Origin of the sequence: uncultured Mesonia sp. (genome assembly GCA_947499595.1) — a bacterium.
Taxonomy (GTDB): Bacteria; Bacteroidota; Bacteroidia; order Flavobacteriales; family Flavobacteriaceae; genus Mesonia; species Mesonia sediminis.
This window is the reverse complement of sequence record CANMOY010000001.1, coordinates 264,739-281,911: the sequence shown is the minus strand read 5'-3', so window position 1 is coordinate 281,911 and position 17,173 is coordinate 264,739. Positions and strand designations below refer to the sequence as shown.

The window sequence follows — 17,173 nt, the reverse complement described above, 5'->3', positions numbered from 1 at the left end:
TAGTAAACAAGCGAGTCAATGGTAAAATCTTTTAACACTATTAACAAAAAATGTTATAAATGGTTAAATAAAATTATTGGTTCATTAAAATTTAAGATTTTTACGAGCATACAACCAAATTAAAAATTCATGAAAATGCTAAATAAGCTTCACGGGGCTTCGACTATTTTTTGTTTATTACTAGCAATCCATTTCTCAAGCTTTGCTCAAGAAAATAATGAGGTTGCAAATACCCTTTACTTTACCGCAAATACTGGAAATGTAGATCCTACTTATTCTCTTCCTGTTTTAAAAGCTATAACCCAAGACGCAAAAAATGCAACAAACCCGGTTTTTGTGGCTTTAGGTAATATTACTCGTGAAAATGGATTTTCTCCGAAAGAGAACAAACGTGAAAAAGAGAAAGACTTTTTAATGAATCATTTAATGAGACCTTTAATAAGTTTTGAAGGTAAAATAATTTATACCCCTGGTAAAAACGAATGGAACCGACATGGGCACGAAAATATAGACGATTTAGAGTCTTTCCTACAAGATAACAGTAAGGCTGAGTTTTGGCCCAATGATGGTTGTCCTATAGAGCGCGAAAGCTTGAGTGATCAAGTAGAATTGGTAATGGTCGACTCACAATGGTATCTTGAAAATTGGGATGATCATATTTACATAAATAATAAATGTGAAATTAAAACGCGAGAGCAATTTTTTGCTCAGTTTAAAGATGAGCTAAAAGATGAACAAAACAAAACTGTTATTGTAGCTATACATCACCCGGTTTTGAGTGCTCAACGCAAAGGGTTCTTAGGAAGAATGGGGGGCTTTTCTAAACAGCATTATTATAGTAAACCTATGCAAGAATTGGTAGGACGTTTAGAAACGCTTGCTAGTCAATTTGAAGATGTAATATTTGTATCGGGTAACCATACCAATTTACAATATTTAAGCGATGATGGTATACCACAAGTAATAGCGGGAGCGCTTAAATCTGGTAAAAAAACTAGACCTGATACTAATGATGGGCATTTTGGCAGTTCAAAGCCTGGTTTTGCCAAACTAATTGCCTATGCCAATGGCGACACTAAAGTTGCAATTTATGAAATGAGAAGCGGAAGTTCTCAATTGGTATTTTCTCACCTTATTCCCAGTAAGCGCAAAACACTTAAGGAGGTAAATTACCACCCCATTTCAAAATTCGGAGAAACCTATAAAGCTTCTATTTACTCTCAAGAAGAAATTAACAAATCTGACTTTTATGTATGGGCTTGGGGAGAACATTATCGTTCTATTTATGGTCGAGAAATCGAAGCTCCTGTGTTAAACTTAGAAAATTTACCTCATAATGTTCGTGCTTTAAGAGCTGGTGGTGGAAATCAATCAAGAACTTTAAGGTTAATTGATGATAATGAAAATGAGTATAACATTAGAGAACTTAGAAAAAGTGCGGTGCGCTTTATTCAGTCATCCATTCCCGATCACTATGTTAAAGATTACATGAAAAATACTATAGCAGAAGAAATTGTGCAAGACTACTACACTACGGCTCACCCCTATGCTCCATTTGCCGTAGGACACTTATTAGATGCAATAGATATTTATCATGCCAATCCGAAAATAGTATATGTGCCTAAACAAAAAAGACTTGGTAGGTTTAACGCTAGCTATGGTGACAAGTTATATATGTTTGAAGAGCACGTAGGAGATGAAAATAAGAATTTTAAAACTTTTGGTCAAGCCGATGATATTATCAGTACAAAAGATATGCTTCTCGAATTAAGAGATAATAAAAACGCTAGGATTGATGAAAACACCTATATAAGGGCTCGACTTTTTGATATGCTGATAGGTGACTGGGATAGGCATTCAGACCAATGGCGATGGGCGAAATTTGAGTCCAACGATAGTATTGATTTATACAAAGCTATACCTAGAGATAGAGATCAAGCTTTTCCCAAATATGACGGACCGATCATTGCTCTATTAAAATTAGGAATACCTAATTTACGCGTTATGCAAAGCTACACACCAGAACCAAAAAATCTAAAATGGTTGAATCATGCCGGATATCATTTAGACCAAGCTTTTATAAATCGTGCAACTTGGAAAGACTGGGGAAATCAAGTAGAATATATTCAAAAAAACTTAAGTGATTCGGTGATTGATAAAGCTTTCGCGGATTTACTTCCCGATGTTCAAGATGAAAGTATTGAGCAAATAAAATCTACCTTAAAACAACGTCGCGATAATCTTTTAGACATTGCAAAAGAGTATTATACCTATTTTAAAAAACACAAAGTTATTATCGCCACCCACGAAGACAATAAGGTATTTATTAAACGATTACCAAAGGGTGAAACTCAAATTCAAATTTTAGATGAAGGGGTAGAAATTCTCAATACTACTTATAACAAAAAAGAAACTAAGGAAATTTGGCTCTATACACTTGATGGCGATGATCATATTCATATTTCAGGAAATGGAGATAATTTAATAAAGTTGAAAATTTTTGGCGGAGAAGAAAAGGATACCTATGATTTTGAGAATAAAAAGCGTACTAAAATTTACGATTACAAATCCAAAGAAAATAACTTTAAAAATGTAGGTAGAAAAAGGCTAACCAATTCATATGCTATAAATAACTATGATCCTAAAAAGAAGATATATGATTCAAATGTTGTTCTTCCGCGTTTAGGCTATAATCGAGATGCTGGTTTTAGGGCAGGAATAACCAATGTGTATACGCGCTATGACTTGTTACGCAATCCTTTTAGCAGCCAGCATACACTAAGTGTTGATTATTATGGTGCAACTCAAGGTCTTGAGTTCAATTATGACGCCGAATTTGCTCATTTATTTTACAATTGGAATTTAGGTATAGATGCCAGAATTACAGGAAATAACTTTGCGACCAATTATTTTGGCATGGGTAATTCAAGTGCTTATGATGTAGATGATGTGACCTTAGATTATAATCGTGTTAATATGAAGCAATGGCATTTAGCCCCATCACTTATTTATACCAAAGGAAATGCACTAAGAGCAAGTATAAAAGCCATTATCGAGGCTAATGAAGTTAGTTTTAACGACAATCGATTTACCGGTGATAATTTTAATAAAAATAATCCAATTTTTGAAAACCAAATATATGCTGGTGGTGAGTTGGCAATAAACTATAATAATAAAGGAAGTCTTATTGGCTACCCAAGAAGAGGTATGGAATTAGGATTGACAGCCGGTTATAAATCTTCTGTAAATGGAGATTTTGACAATAAATTTGCTTATCTTAATCCCTTATTATCATTTGTTTATCCTATTCATGAAAGTGGTGCGGCAACTCTAGCAACCAAAGCCGAAGCCAATTTTATCTTAGGAAACAATTATAATTTTTACCATGCGGCTACCGTAGGCGGAGATACAAGTTTAAGAGGATTTCGTAATCAACGGTTTACTGGAAAAACAGGCTTTTATCAAACTACCGATTTGAGAGTGGGATTAACTAAATTTAAAACCAATTTTGTTCCCTTACGTGTAGGTGTTTCAGCTGGCTTTGACTATGGTCGTGTGTGGCTAGAAAACGATTCTTCAAATAAGTGGCATACCAGCTATGGAGGCTCTATCTTTATTAACGGCTTTAATGCCTTAACCGCGAATTTGGGTTACTATATGAGCGACGAAGATAACCGATTTTTATTTAGCCTAGGCTTTAGATTTTAAGCATTTGACATATTAACCGTTAAAACCAGAACCATGAAAGAGAAAATTAGATCTATAACAAACAAGTTGAAAATCAACAGTAAAGAGCTTAATTACATCAGCTTAAAAGAACTTGAAAAAGAATACGAGCAAATTAAAAAGCTACCCTTTTCAATTAGGATTTTATTGGAAAATGCATTGCGTAATTACGATGATTTTCTGGTGGATGAAAAGCACATACTTGATTTAATCAATTGGAATCCTTCGGGGAGTAAAAACCCTATTCCCTTTAAGCCTGCTCGAGTCCTCATGCAGGACTTTACTGGAGTACCTGCCGTTGTTGACATTGCCGCTATACGTTCTGAGGCAATCCGTAAAGGAAAAGACGGCTCAAAAATAAATCCTAAAGTCCCTGTAGATTTAGTTATCGATCATTCTGTTCAAGTTGATTTTTTTGGAACCGACTATGCTTATAAAAAGAATGTTGCCTACGAGTATAAACGAAACAAAGAACGTTATGAGTTATTAAAATGGGCGCAAAATGCGTTTGATAATTTTACCGTAGTACCCCCAGGAATGGGTATTTGTCATCAAGTGAATTTAGAATATTTGGCTAAAGGAATTGTTGAACGTGATGGTTGGGCATTTCCAGATACGCTAGTAGGTACAGATTCACATACACCAATGGTTAACGGAATAGGCGTTTTGGGCTGGGGTGTTGGCGGTATAGATGCCGAAGCAGCATTACTAGGGCAACCCATTTATTTTTCGAGTCCTAAGGTTATTGGTTTAAAACTTATAGGGCAAAAACCAAAAGGAGTAACTTCTACCGATATGGTTTTAAAAATAACTGAAACTTTACGGAATTACGGGGTTGTAGGCGATTTTGTTGAAGTATTTGGTTCAGGCCTTGATCATCTTACGGTTCCAGACCGAGCAACTATAGCCAATATGTCACCAGAATTTGGTTGTACAGTGACCTACTTCCCGATAGATCAACGTACGCTTGAATATATGACAGCTACCAATAGAAGTAAAGAACAGATTGATTTGGTAGAAACGTATTGCAAAGAAAATGGATTTTGGAGAGAAGGAATAGAACAAAGCAACTATAGTGATGTAATTGAAGTAGATCTCTCTCAATTAGAGCCTAGTGTTGCGGGCCCAAAATTACCTCAACAAAAAATACCCGTTAGTGAGTTAAAAAATAAATTTAGTGAGATACTGGCCGATGCCCACGGGCGCGACTACCTAGATTTAGAGAAGAGAGAAACTTGGTATGCCGAAGGCGGTTCTGGAACTCAATTCAGTAAAAAAATAAAAAAAGATCCTGCAAACCCCGACATTAAGATTAAAAAGGATGAAAAATTACATGCGGTAAAAATCAAACAAGATTATGAACAATATACTTTAAGTGACGGATCTATTGTAATTGCGGCTATCACATCTTGTACCAATACTTCTAACCCCTCTGTTATGCTGGGTGCAGGTTTAATGGCTAGAAAAGCCATAGAAAAAGGTATAGATGTAAAACCTTGGGTAAAAACCTCTCTAGCCCCCGGCTCAAAGGTTGTTACTAATTATTTAAAGCGAGCCGGACTTTTAGAGGACTTAGAAGCCTTGCGTTTTCATGTTGTTGGTTATGGCTGCACTACCTGTATAGGAAACTCAGGTCCCCTACCCTCCCATATTGAAAAAGCTATAGATGAAAACGATTTATTAGTAGCTTCAGTTTTAAGTGGAAATAGGAATTTTGAAGCTAGAATACACAACAAGGTAGAAATGAATTTTTTAGCCTCACCTATGCTTGTTGTGGCTTATGCAATTGCTGGGCGCGTTGATATCAACTTATTGGAAGATGTTTTAACCCGAGATGCAAACGGAAATCCAGTTTACTTAAAGGATATATGGCCAGATAAGGAAGAAATTCAAGATGCGATTAAATCGGCTACTACCCGAGAAGACTATAAGCAAGAGTATGCAGTTATTTTTGACGGTGAGGAGCAGTGGAAACAACTTAAAGCACCTTTAGGTTTAGATTATGAATGGCGAGAAGATTCTACTTATATCAAAGAAATTCCTTTCTTTAAAAATATAAGTGAAAAAGCAAAACCTTTGTCTAATATAAAAAATGCCCAAGTTCTAGTTAAAGTTGGTGATTCAGTTACTACCGATCATATTTCTCCTGCTGGGCTTTTTTCTGAACGAAGTGAAGCGGGTGAATATTTACTTAAAAAAGGTATAGAAAGAAAAATGTTTAACTCATACGGTTCCCGTCGAGGTAATCACGAAGTGATGATGCGTGGTACTTTTGCGAATGTGCGCATGAATAATGAGATTGCTCAACGCAAAGGTGGATACACAAATTATTTTCCCGATAACGAAGAAATGAGTATTTATAAGGCGGCTATGAAATACAAAGCCAGCAAAACACCATTAATTGTGTTAGCTGGTACACAGTACGGTTCTGGCTCTTCTCGTGATTGGGCTGCAAAGGGCACCAACTTATTAGGTGTTAAGGCGGTAATAGCTAGTTCTTTTGAGAGAATACATCGTTCAAATCTAGTTGGTATGGGTGTATTGCCTTTAAAATTTAAAAGCGGTGAAAATGCAGAAAATTTAGGATTAACCGGAAAAGAAAAATATACCATTACAGGTATAGAAAGCGGATTAACTCCAGGAAAAATTCTGTCTGTAACTGCTATAGATGAAAAAAGCAAGAACACGCAATTTGAAGTTGAACTTCGATTGGACTCTAAAATTGAAATTGAGTATTTAAAACACGGTGGAATCTTACAATATGTACTGCGAGAATTTTTATCCGAATAAATCGTGTTGCTCTCTAGGTTTATTTTTAAATCTAGAGAGTTTAACTTAATATGTTGCAGTCATATCCTCATCCACCACCAAAACATAAGAGGCTTTCTTTTTGTATTCTTGCTCCAGTTTATTTACATCCTCTTGCATCACAGTGCTTATAGTTTTAATCTTTAAGGCATTATTTTGGTTGATTAAGTACCAAAAAATACCTTCATAATAGTCACTATGATAAGCACCGTTGAAATGTATAAATAAATTAGGGTGCTTATAATTTTTTAAAATAAAATGAGCCATAGTAGCATCTTTAATCGCCTGAGCTTTTGGAAAGTTAGGATTACTGTGACCACGCATCATTTTCATCATTTTCTTATACCCAGGAAGTTCGGGATCATAGGAAATGGGTAAAGGTGCTATAAATTGTTTTTCTTTATTGGGTAAAGAATCCAACACCTCAAAACCATTGCGGTAAACCATTCTGGCATAACGCCTGGGTACATTTGTTGCTACAAATGTTATTTTGTTTTCTTTAGCAAAATCAACTAGAGGTTTATAATCGGTATGATAATTATTCCACAATCGGGCGAGGCTATCTAAACCACTTTGGTCAATTTCTTGAGCTAAATATTGATTTAATTGGGACTGATTATCGGTTTCGAGCATTTCGGCACCTAAGGTTAAATCTCTTTTCTTATCAAGCTCTTTGATCAACTCCAATTGTATCCAATGAGCGATAGGGTTATTGTGCAGTTCTCCAAACAAAACAATCTCCTGCTTTGATAGGTCTTTTACCATTCTTTTAAAAGAAACTTTTTTACCCTTTTCATTATAAATTTTAAAAGCAGTTAGCTTTTGACCTTGTAAGGCAAAAGTTGAAAATAAAATCAGCAATAAAAAAGAATTTTTAATTTGTTTAGATACGCTCATATATTTATTTTTTGCTAATTTAAGCAATTCAGAAAAAACTTTATTGCTCATGCGTATTTTAGGAATATCTGGGTCAACTCAAGAGGCAGGGACCAACCATAAGTTATTGCGTGCTATAGGAACCGCTGTAGAAAACCCAGCAACCTTCATTATTGAAAACCAGATTAATAATATTCCACTATTTAGTTTAAAACGCCTAGAAAATCCGCAAAAGCAAATTCAACAACTAAAAGAAAATATAGACCAGGCACAGTTGGTTATCATATGTACTCCTGAATATCTTCATAATATACCTGCAGCACTCAAAAATATATTAGAATGGTGTACGGCATCGGGTGAGTTTTACCAAAAAAAAGTACTCCCCATAACTTTTACTCCAAAAGAACCACGTGGTGATATGGCCATGCGTTCTTTTTTGCAAAGCCTCAAAGCCTTAAAATGTAATATAAAAACCCATCTAAATTTATACCATCAAGATGTTTTATTAGATGATAAATTCTTACAATTGAAGCCAGAAACAAAAGAAATTATTTTGGCCAGCATTGATTTATATCAGTAAAATAGTAAACTTAAGCTATTAAATTTGCTTTTAAATCTCAGTAGAATTTATGTTGTTTTATCAAGAAGAAATAAACGCTGTTTTAGAAAAATTTAAGGTAGATAAAAAGCAAGGCTTAAGTAAAGCAGAGGTCGAATCGAGAATAAAAACTCACGGCTATAATAAATGGCGCTCTTACAAATCAAAAAGTTTGTTGAGTCTTTTTATAGCACAATTACAGGATGCATTAATATATGTTCTATTAGTAGCCATAGCTATTACCGCATATATGGGCGAATATATTGATGCTATAATCATTTCAGGGGTTATTTTAATCAATGCAGGTTTAGGGGTTTATCAAGAGGTAAAAGCGGGGAAAGCTATACAAGCACTACAAAAATTAGCAGCTTTAAAAGCTACCGTTATACGTGAGGGCATTAGACAAGTTGTAGATACGGCCACTTTGGTACCTGGTGATATCGTGGTGTTAGAAACAGGACAAATCATACCTGCCGATATACGGTTAATATCTAGTGTAAATTTACAAGTTGAAGAAGCAGCCCTTACGGGGGAATCTGTTCCTGTTTATAAAAATGCTAAAACTGTTCTTTCTGATAATCACGTTGTTTTAGGTGAACAAAAAAACATGGTTTTCATGTCAACATTAATTAACTATGGGCGTGGATTAGGTGTTGTTGTAGCTACTGGAAGAAAAACAGAAGTAGGTAAAATTGCCGAGAATATTAATACTACAGAAACAAAAACTCCTTTGGAAATTCGTTTATCAGACTTAGGAAAAACCTTGGGTAAAATTGCCTTAGGCGTATGTTTTTTATTTTTTATAATTGGTTTTTGGCAAGGTAGACCTTTAGCAGATCTTTTTTTGACTGCGGTTTCTTTGGCTGTTGCTTCTATTCCAGAAGGTTTAGCAGCCATTGTTGCCATTGTTTTATCTATTGGAGTAACCAAAATGTCTAAAAAGAACGCCATTATAAAGCGCTTACCGGCGGTGGAGACTTTAGGCTCTGTTAATATTATTTGCAGTGATAAAACCGGTACTTTAACCATGAATCAAATGAAGGTAATGCAAGCTTACACTTTTAATTCTGGTTTTGTATCTAGGATAAATACTTCAGCAAAAGCTGATTTACTTCAGTTAAGTAAAATAATGCAATTGTGTAATGATGCAACTTTAACTAAGCATCAGCAAACCGGAGACCCCACCGAGATTGCCCTACTCGACTTTGCAGATCAATTAAACATCAATCGTGAACAAATTAATTTAAATTACCAACGAATAGATGAATATCCATTTGATTCCGATCGCAAAATGATGTCGGTAATCGTCACCAATCAAGCAAATACCGAATTATTGGTAAAGGGAGCGATTGATCAAATATTACCCTCTTGTTCGCATATACAAATTGGTACAGAGGTGAAAGAGCTAACGGAGACGGAGAAACAAGAAATCTTAAAATCAAGCGAACAAATGTCTGCAAAAGCCTTACGAACTTTAGCAGCAGCATATAAGCCTTACCCTAAAAAAACAGAGAAAGAGAATTGGGAAAAAGAACTCATTTTTGTTGGCTTTGTGGGTATGATTGATCCACCTAGAAAAGAAGCCAAAAAAGCAATAGCCAAAGCCCATCAAGCAGGTATAGCAACTTTTATGATTACTGGAGATCACAAACAAACAGCTATTGCTATAGCAAAAGACTTGGGTGTTCTTCAATCTGATGATCAAGCCATAACAGGTCGCGAATGGGATTCTTTAAGCTCAAAAGAACAGCAAGAAAAAATAAATTCTATGCGCGTGTTTGCCAGAGTTTCTCCACAACATAAAGTTAATATTGTCAAACGGCTTCAAGAAACTGGGCACATAGTCTCTATGACGGGAGATGGCGTAAATGATGCCCCTTCATTAAGCCACGCCAACATTGGCGTAGCCATGGGAATAACGGGAACAGATGTCGCAAAAAACGCATCGGATATTATTCTAACCGATGATAATTTTGCTACTATAGTAAGTGCTGTAGAGCAAGGAAGAAATATTTACAGCAATATCAAAAAATCGGTTTTATTTTTACTTACTAGTAACTTAGGAGAGGTTATAGCTATGTTGGTAAGTATTTTACTAGGAATGCCTGTTCCTTTAATAGCTACTCAATTGCTTTGGATCAACTTATTAACTGACTCACTCCCAGCAATAGCCTTAGGAATGGATCCAGATGACCCTTCGGTAATGCAACATAAACCTAGACCTCCTAAAGAAAGCTTTTTTGCGCATAAGCAAGGACTTAGAGTATTGGCAGGTGGTTGCCTAATCGCTTTGGTAACACTTTCGGCCTATACTTATGCTTACTCGATAAAAGGCTATTCTCCTTTTGATTCAAACATTCCTCAAACCATTATAGATTATGCCCGCAGTATGGCATTTATGAGTATCATAACTGCACAGCTATTTTATGCTTTGGCTTTTAGACATTATCGAAGGTCAATCTTGAGCCTGGGGCTCTTTTCAAACAAAGTCCTGAGTACGGCTATTGTTTTAGGAGTTGCTTTACAGTTGGTTTTACTTGAAATTCCATTCTTACGCGAAGCTTTTAAGTTGAGTTCTTTGAGCTTAAACGATTGGGGCATTGTTTTAACATTGGGATTAATTCCATTGCTTGCAAATGAAATAGTCAAATTTATTTATCGAATTAAAAAGGATAAATAGGCGTTTTATAATTAAAAATTCTGTAAATTTTAACGCTAATTATGCGCAAAAAATAGTTTTTTGCGTCTACAATTTTATTAGCTATTACAGAACTTTATGCATATCCCTATTTTACAAGACATTTTAATTTTACTGGGGTTTTCGGTAATTATTGTTTTTCTACTACAACGCCTTAAAATCCCTTCGATTATCGGTTTTTTGTTTACTGGAATCATAATTGGACCCAGTGTACTCAGCCTGGTTACCGCCGACGAACAAATAGAAATAATTTCTGAAATTGGCATTATTATGCTTCTTTTTGTCATTGGAATGGAGCTTTCGATAAAACAATTGGCCTCAATAAAAAAAACAGTCTTTATAGGTGGGGGGCTTCAGGTTTTACTGAGTATTCTAATTGCAGGAAGTTTTTATTATTTTTTGGGGTTTTCTTGGGAGGAATCAATTTTTGTTGGATTTTTATTCTCGCTTTCCAGCACAGCAATTGTATTGAGCGTACTCCAAGATCGAAATGAAATAAACACCAATTACGGTAAAAACACGCTGGCTATTTTGATATTTCAGGATATCATTGTAGTACCCATGATGCTGTTTACACCTATCATTGCCGGTCAATCAGACAATGTTACCCAAAGTATATTGCTATTGTTGCTTAAGACAGCTGTCGTGGTTATTATAACCATAATAAGCGCAAAATATGTGGTTCCCAAACTGTTATATGCCGTGGCTAAAACAAGAAGCAAAGAACTATTTTTACTTACCACCATAACCATTTGTTTTGCAGTAGCTTTCCTTACCTCTGAGACTGGATTATCGCTAGCTTTGGGTGCTTTTCTAGCGGGACTTATTATATCTGAATCGGAATTTAGTCACCAAGCTACCAATATTATATTACCGTTTAAAGAGCTGTTTACGAGTTTTTTCTTTATCTCAATTGGTATGCTGCTCGATATTAATTTTTTTCTTGAGAATTTCTTAATAATTATATTGGTTGTATTAGCCTTGTTGCTTATAAAATCTTCTTTAATTGCCTTGTGTATTAGGTTATTAGGGTATCAAATGCGAACTGCTATTTTAACTGGATTTGCACTTTTTCAAGTTGGGGAATTTGCATTTATACTTTCTAAGGTGGGCATAGAAAATAATTTACTCTCAACCACTACAAACCAGTATTTCCTAGCTATTTCAATAGTGTCTATGATGATTTCACCCTTTGTGATTCTGTATGCAAGCCGTTTTACGGATTCAGTTCTAGGCAACAAACTAGTTCGCGCTCTACAAAAAAATCCGCAACAGCATGAAGAGGAATTAGAAACTGATGATAAAGGATTAAAAAATCATTTGGTCATTATTGGCTATGGTATTAATGGTTCTAATCTAGCAAAAGCGGCTTATCATAGTAATATTCCTTTTGTTGTAATTGAGTATAATGCCGAAACGGTAAAACGAGAAAAAAAGAATAATATTCCTATTATTTATGGAGATGCAAGTCATTCTCATATATTAGAAAAAGTCAATGTGGTTCAAGCAAGGACAATCGTGGTTGCCATCTCTGATGATAAAGCGACCAAAGCTATAATTGGCACCATACGAAGTTTATCTAAATCTGTACAATTAATTGTAAGAACCCGATATGTAAAACAGACCAACCAATTAATTACATTAGGGGCAGATGAAGTTATACCTGAAGAGTTTGAGACCTCTGTTGAAATTTTCTCTCGGGTAATGCATAACTTCTTGATTCCCGAAGAAGATATCCATCACTTTGTTGAATACATTCGTGCCGATAATTACGAATTATTACAAAATAAAAAAGAATTGCCACGCACATATAAACCAAAACCGGCACATCCAGAATTTAATATAACTTGTGTGCGCGTTATTCGAGACAGCGGAAAGTTAATTCAAAAACCCTTATCCCAACTAAATTTACGCGAAAACTTTGGTGTCAATATACTGGCCATAAAACGCAAGGAAATTATGATAGACAATATTGGACCAGAAGAGAGAATTTTACAGCATGATTTAGTCTTCATAAACGGGAATCCCAAGAATATTGAGCGTTTTAATAAAGCATTAGTTTAGGGCTGCTTATATGTTTTTTTAATATTTAATGGTAAAAAAAATATCAAATCTTATAATTTTTTAAAAATAATTTCTATATTTGATTATTATTACAACCAACTATAACTAAAATACTACTTAAAGATGTACTTTTTAAATAATAATAACAATACTAATTTAACTGCCTTTGGGTAGCGGTATTGTGTATTATTATTTAATCATCTAGCCTGCTACTTTTAGCAGGCTTTTTTTGTTTATAAACTAATCTAAATCTAATAAATTATGAAAACAGACATTCTAAAAACAGAAACACAATTGCATTTCCTAAAAAAAACCTTCAAGAAGCAATTGGAAAAAAAGTTAAAGCTAACACCCGTATCGGCGCCATTGGCTGTTATTGAAAATACTGGAATAAACGATGACCTCAACGGGATTGAAAGATGTGTTCAATTTCCTATTAAAGCACTAAACGATGAAAAGGCTGTTGTGGTAAATTCATTAGCAAAATGGAAAAGGCACAGGTTAAAAGAACTAGCTTTTAAACCAAACACGGGTATAATCACAGACATGCGTGCAATTCGACCCGATGAAGATTATAGTCCAATTCACTCTATTTACGTTGATCAATGGGATTGGGAAAAAGTAATTGAAGAAGAAGATCGCAACTTAAAAACCCTCAAAAAAACCGTAAAAAAGATTTATAAAGCCCTGCTTAAAGCCGAAAAAAAAGTTGAAGATCGTTTTAAAATAAAAACTAAACTACCTCAAGAAATAACGTTTATTCACGCCGAAGACTTACTACAACGCTACCCACACCTGCCAGCCAAAAAAAGAGAAGATAAAGTAGCAAAAGAGTATGGTGCTATATTTTTAATTGGTATTGGTGGTTCGTTAAGCAATGGCGAGGCGCACGATGGCAGAGCGGCAGATTACGATGATTGGTCTACCCCCACTTGTGCTAAATACAATGGTTTAAACGGCGACATTTTGGTATGGAACCCCGTATTACAACAAGCGTTTGAATTATCTTCAATGGGTATTCGGGTTGATTCAAAAACCTTATTGCAGCAATTGGAAAAACGAGATCAATTATATAAGAAAGATTATTATTTTCATCAATTGTTACTTAACGATTTATTGATGCCTAGTATGGGCGGCGGTATAGGGCAGTCTCGTGTAGCCATGTTTCTACTAAATAAAAAGCATATAGGCGAAGTTCAAAGCAGCATTTGGTCTCCTAAAGTAAGAACAGAACTGCAAGCTCAAAATATTTTTTTATTATGATCTTAAGAATATAGGGAGCCTTTTAAAATGAAATTAAAAAGGCAAGAAACAAAAAACCCACAGTAAAAACTGTGGGTTTTCTTTTGCGGAGAAAGAGGGATTCGAACCCCCGGAGGTGTGACCCTCGCCGGTTTTCAAGACCGGTGCATTCGACCACTCTGCCATTTCTCCTGAGCGTCTACCGAGCTTAACACCCGATTGCGGTTGCAAATATAAACGCTTTTTTGGTTTCTCAAAAATATATTCAAGAAAAAAGAGTTTTTTTTTAGCTCCTTTAATTGTAAATTCGTTGCTTTTAAACAATAAATCGATATGGCTCAACTCGTTAAGCAACCACTCTTACTTTTTATTTTTTTTGTTTTTTGTTTACAATCTTGTAAAATAAAAAATCATGATACAGCATCAGAAATATCTTCAGAAGAGAAGTACGCAAATACTATAGATGAAGATAACCTTAAAAAGCATTTATATGTATATGCTTCAGATGAGTTTGAAGGTAGAGAAACCGGAGAACCAGGTCAAAAAAAGGCGGTTCAGTATTTAAAAAAGGTATATCAAGAATTAAATATTCCATCTGCTTGGGGAAATGAAGAATATTTTCAATTTATCCCTACTTCATTTTTCGACTATAAATTTAAAGATTCTGAAAATGTATTGGCATTTATCCGCGGAAGCGAAAAACCAGAAGAAGTATTAGTTATTTCGGCACATTTAGATCACGAAGGCATAGATGAAAATGGCAATGTTTTTAACGGTGCAGATGATGACGGTTCTGGTACGGTAGCCATATTAGAAATCGCCAAAGCATTTAAATTAGCTCAAGAGCAAGGACACGGTCCCAAACGTTCTATTTTATTTTTACATGTTACTGGAGAAGAAAAGGGATTATTAGGTTCTCGTTATTATGTTGAAAATCCTGTTTTCCCATTAAGTAATACCATTGCCAATTTAAATATTGATATGATAGGAAGAATTGATGAAACACACAAAGATAATCCTAATTACCTTTATTTAATTGGTAGCGATAAATTGAGTCAAGACTTGCATGATATTTCTGAAGAAGCCAATGAAAAATTTACACAAATAGACCTAGATTATACCTTTAATGATGACAATGATCCCAATCGGTTTTATTATAGGAGTGACCACTACAATTTTGCTAAAAATAATATACCTGTAATCTTTTACTTTAACGGGACTCACGAAGATTATCATCGCATTAGCGATACGCCAGACAAAATAAACTATGAACTTCTTGCCTTACGCACAAAATTAATATTTCATACCGCGTGGTCTTTAGTCAATCGTGAAAACAGACCTTATTTGATCCAGCCGTTTAATGATTAGCATTAAGTTCAATTTGGATATTATTCAAACGAATATTGGCTTCTGGAACAACAAAAGAAAGAATTAAATTTTTCTGATTGATTTTTAGTTCACCATTTCGTATAGCATAATAGCCAGCTTCTCCTCTACAGTAACAGGATTTGTGTAACAAAACCTTGTACTGAAGTAGTTCAATATTGGTGGCCTTAATGGGATAATACTTATTAGGAAGCTCGATATATATATCCTCAAAATAATGTTGGTCAAGATGCATCTTATCGGCATTAATTCGGCTAGTAAGTTTTATGATTTGCTTACTACTATCGGCTACAAATTGAGGATAAATTTGGTTACTTACCTCATCTTTTATAAGAATCATTTTTTTATTACCCATTATTTCGGCTTCACAAGCACTTTCTGCCATACACCCAGATCGCCAATAAATAGACTTAATTGCACTAGATTGTTTTGATGATATTTGTGAGGTCTTACAGCCAATGAATAAACCACTAAATAAAAATAAGTACAGTAAACGCATGTTTTTTTATCAAAAATAGACAATATTCAAGAAAAACAATTGCTTAATAAAATAACTTTTGTTTAACTATTAAACTGTTTTGTTAAACAATAAAAATTGTACTTTTGAATTATGAAAATTTATACTTTACAAAGTAAACAGCGTTTTCCTATTTCGGTAGAACAAGCTTGGGATTTTTTATCAGATCCTAAGAATCTTAAAATTATCACTCCAGACTATATGGGGTTCCATATTCAATCAGGGGCAGATCGACCCATGTATGCCGGACAAATCATTGAGTATATCGTAACGCCTATAGCTGGCATTAAAACCAAATGGGTAACAGAAATTACTCATGCTGAAAAAGGTAAATATTTTGTCGATGAACAAAGGTTTGGGCCATATTCACTATGGCACCACAAGCATTTTATAAACGAAATTCCTGGAGGTGTAGAAATGGAAGATATTGTGCATTACAAATTACCCTTAGGAATTCTTGGACAAATGGCTCATCCGATATTGGTTCAGCCAAAATTAGAGGAGATTTTTAGCTACAGAACCCAACAGTTGGAAAAACTATTTGGTAAATTTTAATTATTATGGAAAAAACAATTTTATTTATTGGCGGTAGCAAAGGTATAGGATTTGAAACTGTAAAATTGCTACACGATACGCATAACGTCCTCGTCGCCTCACGTAGCGAAGGTGAATTATCAGAAACTAAAGCAAAACATTTAGAGTTTGATGCCTTTCAGGATGACATCAACACACTTGATTTACCTGTTAATCTAGATGGACTTGTATATTGCCCAGGAACTATAAACCTAAAACCCTTTAACCGACTTAAAACCGATGATTTTGAAGAAGATTTACAAAAGAATTTTCTTTCGTTAATTCGCATTACAAAAGAACTTTTGCCTAAGCTAAAAAAAGGACATCATCCTAGTATTGTATATTTTAGCACAGTAGCGGTACAATTGGGAATGCCATTTCATACCAGCGTAGCAGCATCAAAAGGAGCTATTGAAGGCTTTACGCGTGCTTTGGCTGCCGAAAATGCCCCTACCCTTCGCGTCAATGCTATTGCGCCATCTTTAACCCATACAGGTCTAGCCGATAAAATGCTAAACAACGAAAAGAAGTTAGAAAGTATGAACGAGCGACATCCTCTGAAGCGTATCGGTAAGCCTAGTGATATTGCGGCGATGGTTAAATTTCTACTAAGTGAAGATAGCAGTTGGATTACTGGCCAAATTATGAAGGTAGATGGTGGTCTGTCTTCGGTAAAACTTTAAAT

Annotated in this window: 11 protein-coding genes and 1 tRNA gene; 9 read left to right on the top strand and 3 right to left on the bottom strand. The window is 34.9% G+C overall.

The genetic code is table 11. The annotated features are described in order from the left end of the window. Positions 1-135 precede the first annotated feature (135 nt). On the top strand, positions 136-3,708 hold the full coding sequence (locus ACH2AZ_RS01235) for a ShlB/FhaC/HecB family hemolysin secretion/activation protein (protein ID WP_394906275.1): 3,573 nt from the start codon (positions 136-138) through the stop codon (positions 3,706-3,708). 33 nt (positions 3,709-3,741) lie between these two features. Then, entirely contained in the window at positions 3,742-6,516 is a 2,775-nt protein-coding gene (acnA, locus tag ACH2AZ_RS01230; protein ID WP_394906274.1) for an aconitate hydratase AcnA, read from the top strand. A 45-nt stretch (positions 6,517-6,561) separates the two neighbouring features. On the opposite strand, the gene ACH2AZ_RS01225 is transcribed toward acnA, so the two are convergent. Next, on the bottom strand, positions 6,562-7,482 hold the full coding sequence (locus ACH2AZ_RS01225; RefSeq protein WP_394906273.1) for a ChaN family lipoprotein: 921 nt from the start codon (positions 7,480-7,482) through the stop codon (positions 6,562-6,564). Here ACH2AZ_RS01225 and ACH2AZ_RS01220 point away from each other — a divergent pair. The 4 genes from ACH2AZ_RS01220 to asnA all read left to right on the top strand — a co-directional run bounded on the left by ACH2AZ_RS01220 (position 7,481) and on the right by asnA (position 14,033). Further along, positions 7,481-7,990, top strand: coding sequence for an NADPH-dependent FMN reductase (locus tag ACH2AZ_RS01220; RefSeq protein WP_394906272.1), 510 nt, complete (start codon positions 7,481-7,483; stop codon positions 7,988-7,990). The genes ACH2AZ_RS01225 and ACH2AZ_RS01220 overlap by 2 nt on opposite strands. Positions 7,991-8,039: 49 nt before the next feature. After that, positions 8,040-10,688 carry a cation-translocating P-type ATPase gene (locus ACH2AZ_RS01215; RefSeq protein ID WP_394906271.1) on the top strand — a complete coding sequence of 883 codons (2,649 nt, stop codon included), beginning with the start codon at positions 8,040-8,042 and terminating at the stop codon, positions 10,686-10,688. 96 nt (positions 10,689-10,784) lie between these two features. Beyond that, entirely contained in the window at positions 10,785-12,770 is a 1,986-nt protein-coding gene (locus tag ACH2AZ_RS01210; RefSeq protein ID WP_394906270.1) for a monovalent cation:proton antiporter-2 (CPA2) family protein, read from the top strand. 258 nt (positions 12,771-13,028) lie between these two features. Continuing rightward, positions 13,029-14,033: an aspartate--ammonia ligase gene (asnA, locus tag ACH2AZ_RS01205; RefSeq protein WP_394906440.1), complete on the top strand. Its 1,005-nt coding sequence runs from the start codon at positions 13,029-13,031 to the stop codon at positions 14,031-14,033. An 86-nt stretch (positions 14,034-14,119) separates the two neighbouring features. Here asnA and ACH2AZ_RS01200 read toward each other — a convergent pair. Then, positions 14,120-14,204 (bottom strand) — tRNA-Ser (locus ACH2AZ_RS01200). 141 nt (positions 14,205-14,345) lie between these two features. On the opposite strand from ACH2AZ_RS01200, the gene ACH2AZ_RS01195 reads away from it, so the two are divergent. Further along, the gene (locus ACH2AZ_RS01195; RefSeq protein WP_394906269.1) at positions 14,346-15,380 is read left to right on the top strand and encodes a M28 family metallopeptidase; all 1,035 of its coding nucleotides are present in this window, start codon (positions 14,346-14,348) and stop codon (positions 15,378-15,380) included. Here the strand turns inward: ACH2AZ_RS01195 and ACH2AZ_RS01190 are convergent. After that, positions 15,370-15,897: a hypothetical protein gene (locus ACH2AZ_RS01190; protein ID WP_394906268.1), complete on the bottom strand. Its 528-nt coding sequence runs from the start codon at positions 15,895-15,897 to the stop codon at positions 15,370-15,372. The two genes, ACH2AZ_RS01195 and ACH2AZ_RS01190, sit on opposite strands and share 11 nt — an antisense overlap. 111 nt (positions 15,898-16,008) lie before the next feature. Between ACH2AZ_RS01190 and ACH2AZ_RS01185 the strand changes: the two genes are divergently transcribed. Then, a complete protein-coding gene (locus ACH2AZ_RS01185) occupies positions 16,009-16,470 on the top strand; it encodes a cell division inhibitor (RefSeq protein WP_394906267.1) in 462 nt (153 codons plus the stop codon). Positions 16,471-16,475: 5 nt separating this feature from the next. After that, positions 16,476-17,171 carry an SDR family NAD(P)-dependent oxidoreductase gene (locus ACH2AZ_RS01180; RefSeq protein ID WP_394906266.1) on the top strand — a complete coding sequence of 232 codons (696 nt, stop codon included), beginning with the start codon at positions 16,476-16,478 and terminating at the stop codon, positions 17,169-17,171. Positions 17,172-17,173: the final 2 nt, after the last annotated feature.

Coding starts and splice junctions, on each gene's coding strand:
- ACH2AZ_RS01185 (WP_394906267.1), top strand. CDS start 16,009: ATGAAAATTTATACTTTACAAAGTAAACAGCGTTTTCCTATTTCGGTA.
- ACH2AZ_RS01180 (WP_394906266.1), top strand. CDS start 16,476: ATGGAAAAAACAATTTTATTTATTGGCGGTAGCAAAGGTATAGGATTT.
- ACH2AZ_RS01225 (WP_394906273.1), bottom strand. CDS start 7,482: ATGAGCAATAAAGTTTTTTCTGAATTGCTTAAATTAGCAAAAAATAAA.
- acnA (WP_394906274.1), top strand. CDS start 3,742: ATGAAAGAGAAAATTAGATCTATAACAAACAAGTTGAAAATCAACAGT.
- ACH2AZ_RS01220 (WP_394906272.1), top strand. CDS start 7,481: ATGCGTATTTTAGGAATATCTGGGTCAACTCAAGAGGCAGGGACCAAC.
- ACH2AZ_RS01195 (WP_394906269.1), top strand. CDS start 14,346: ATGGCTCAACTCGTTAAGCAACCACTCTTACTTTTTATTTTTTTTGTT.
- ACH2AZ_RS01190 (WP_394906268.1), bottom strand. CDS start 15,897: ATGCGTTTACTGTACTTATTTTTATTTAGTGGTTTATTCATTGGCTGT.
- ACH2AZ_RS01215 (WP_394906271.1), top strand. CDS start 8,040: ATGTTGTTTTATCAAGAAGAAATAAACGCTGTTTTAGAAAAATTTAAG.
- ACH2AZ_RS01210 (WP_394906270.1), top strand. CDS start 10,785: ATGCATATCCCTATTTTACAAGACATTTTAATTTTACTGGGGTTTTCG.
- ACH2AZ_RS01235 (WP_394906275.1), top strand. CDS start 136: ATGCTAAATAAGCTTCACGGGGCTTCGACTATTTTTTGTTTATTACTA.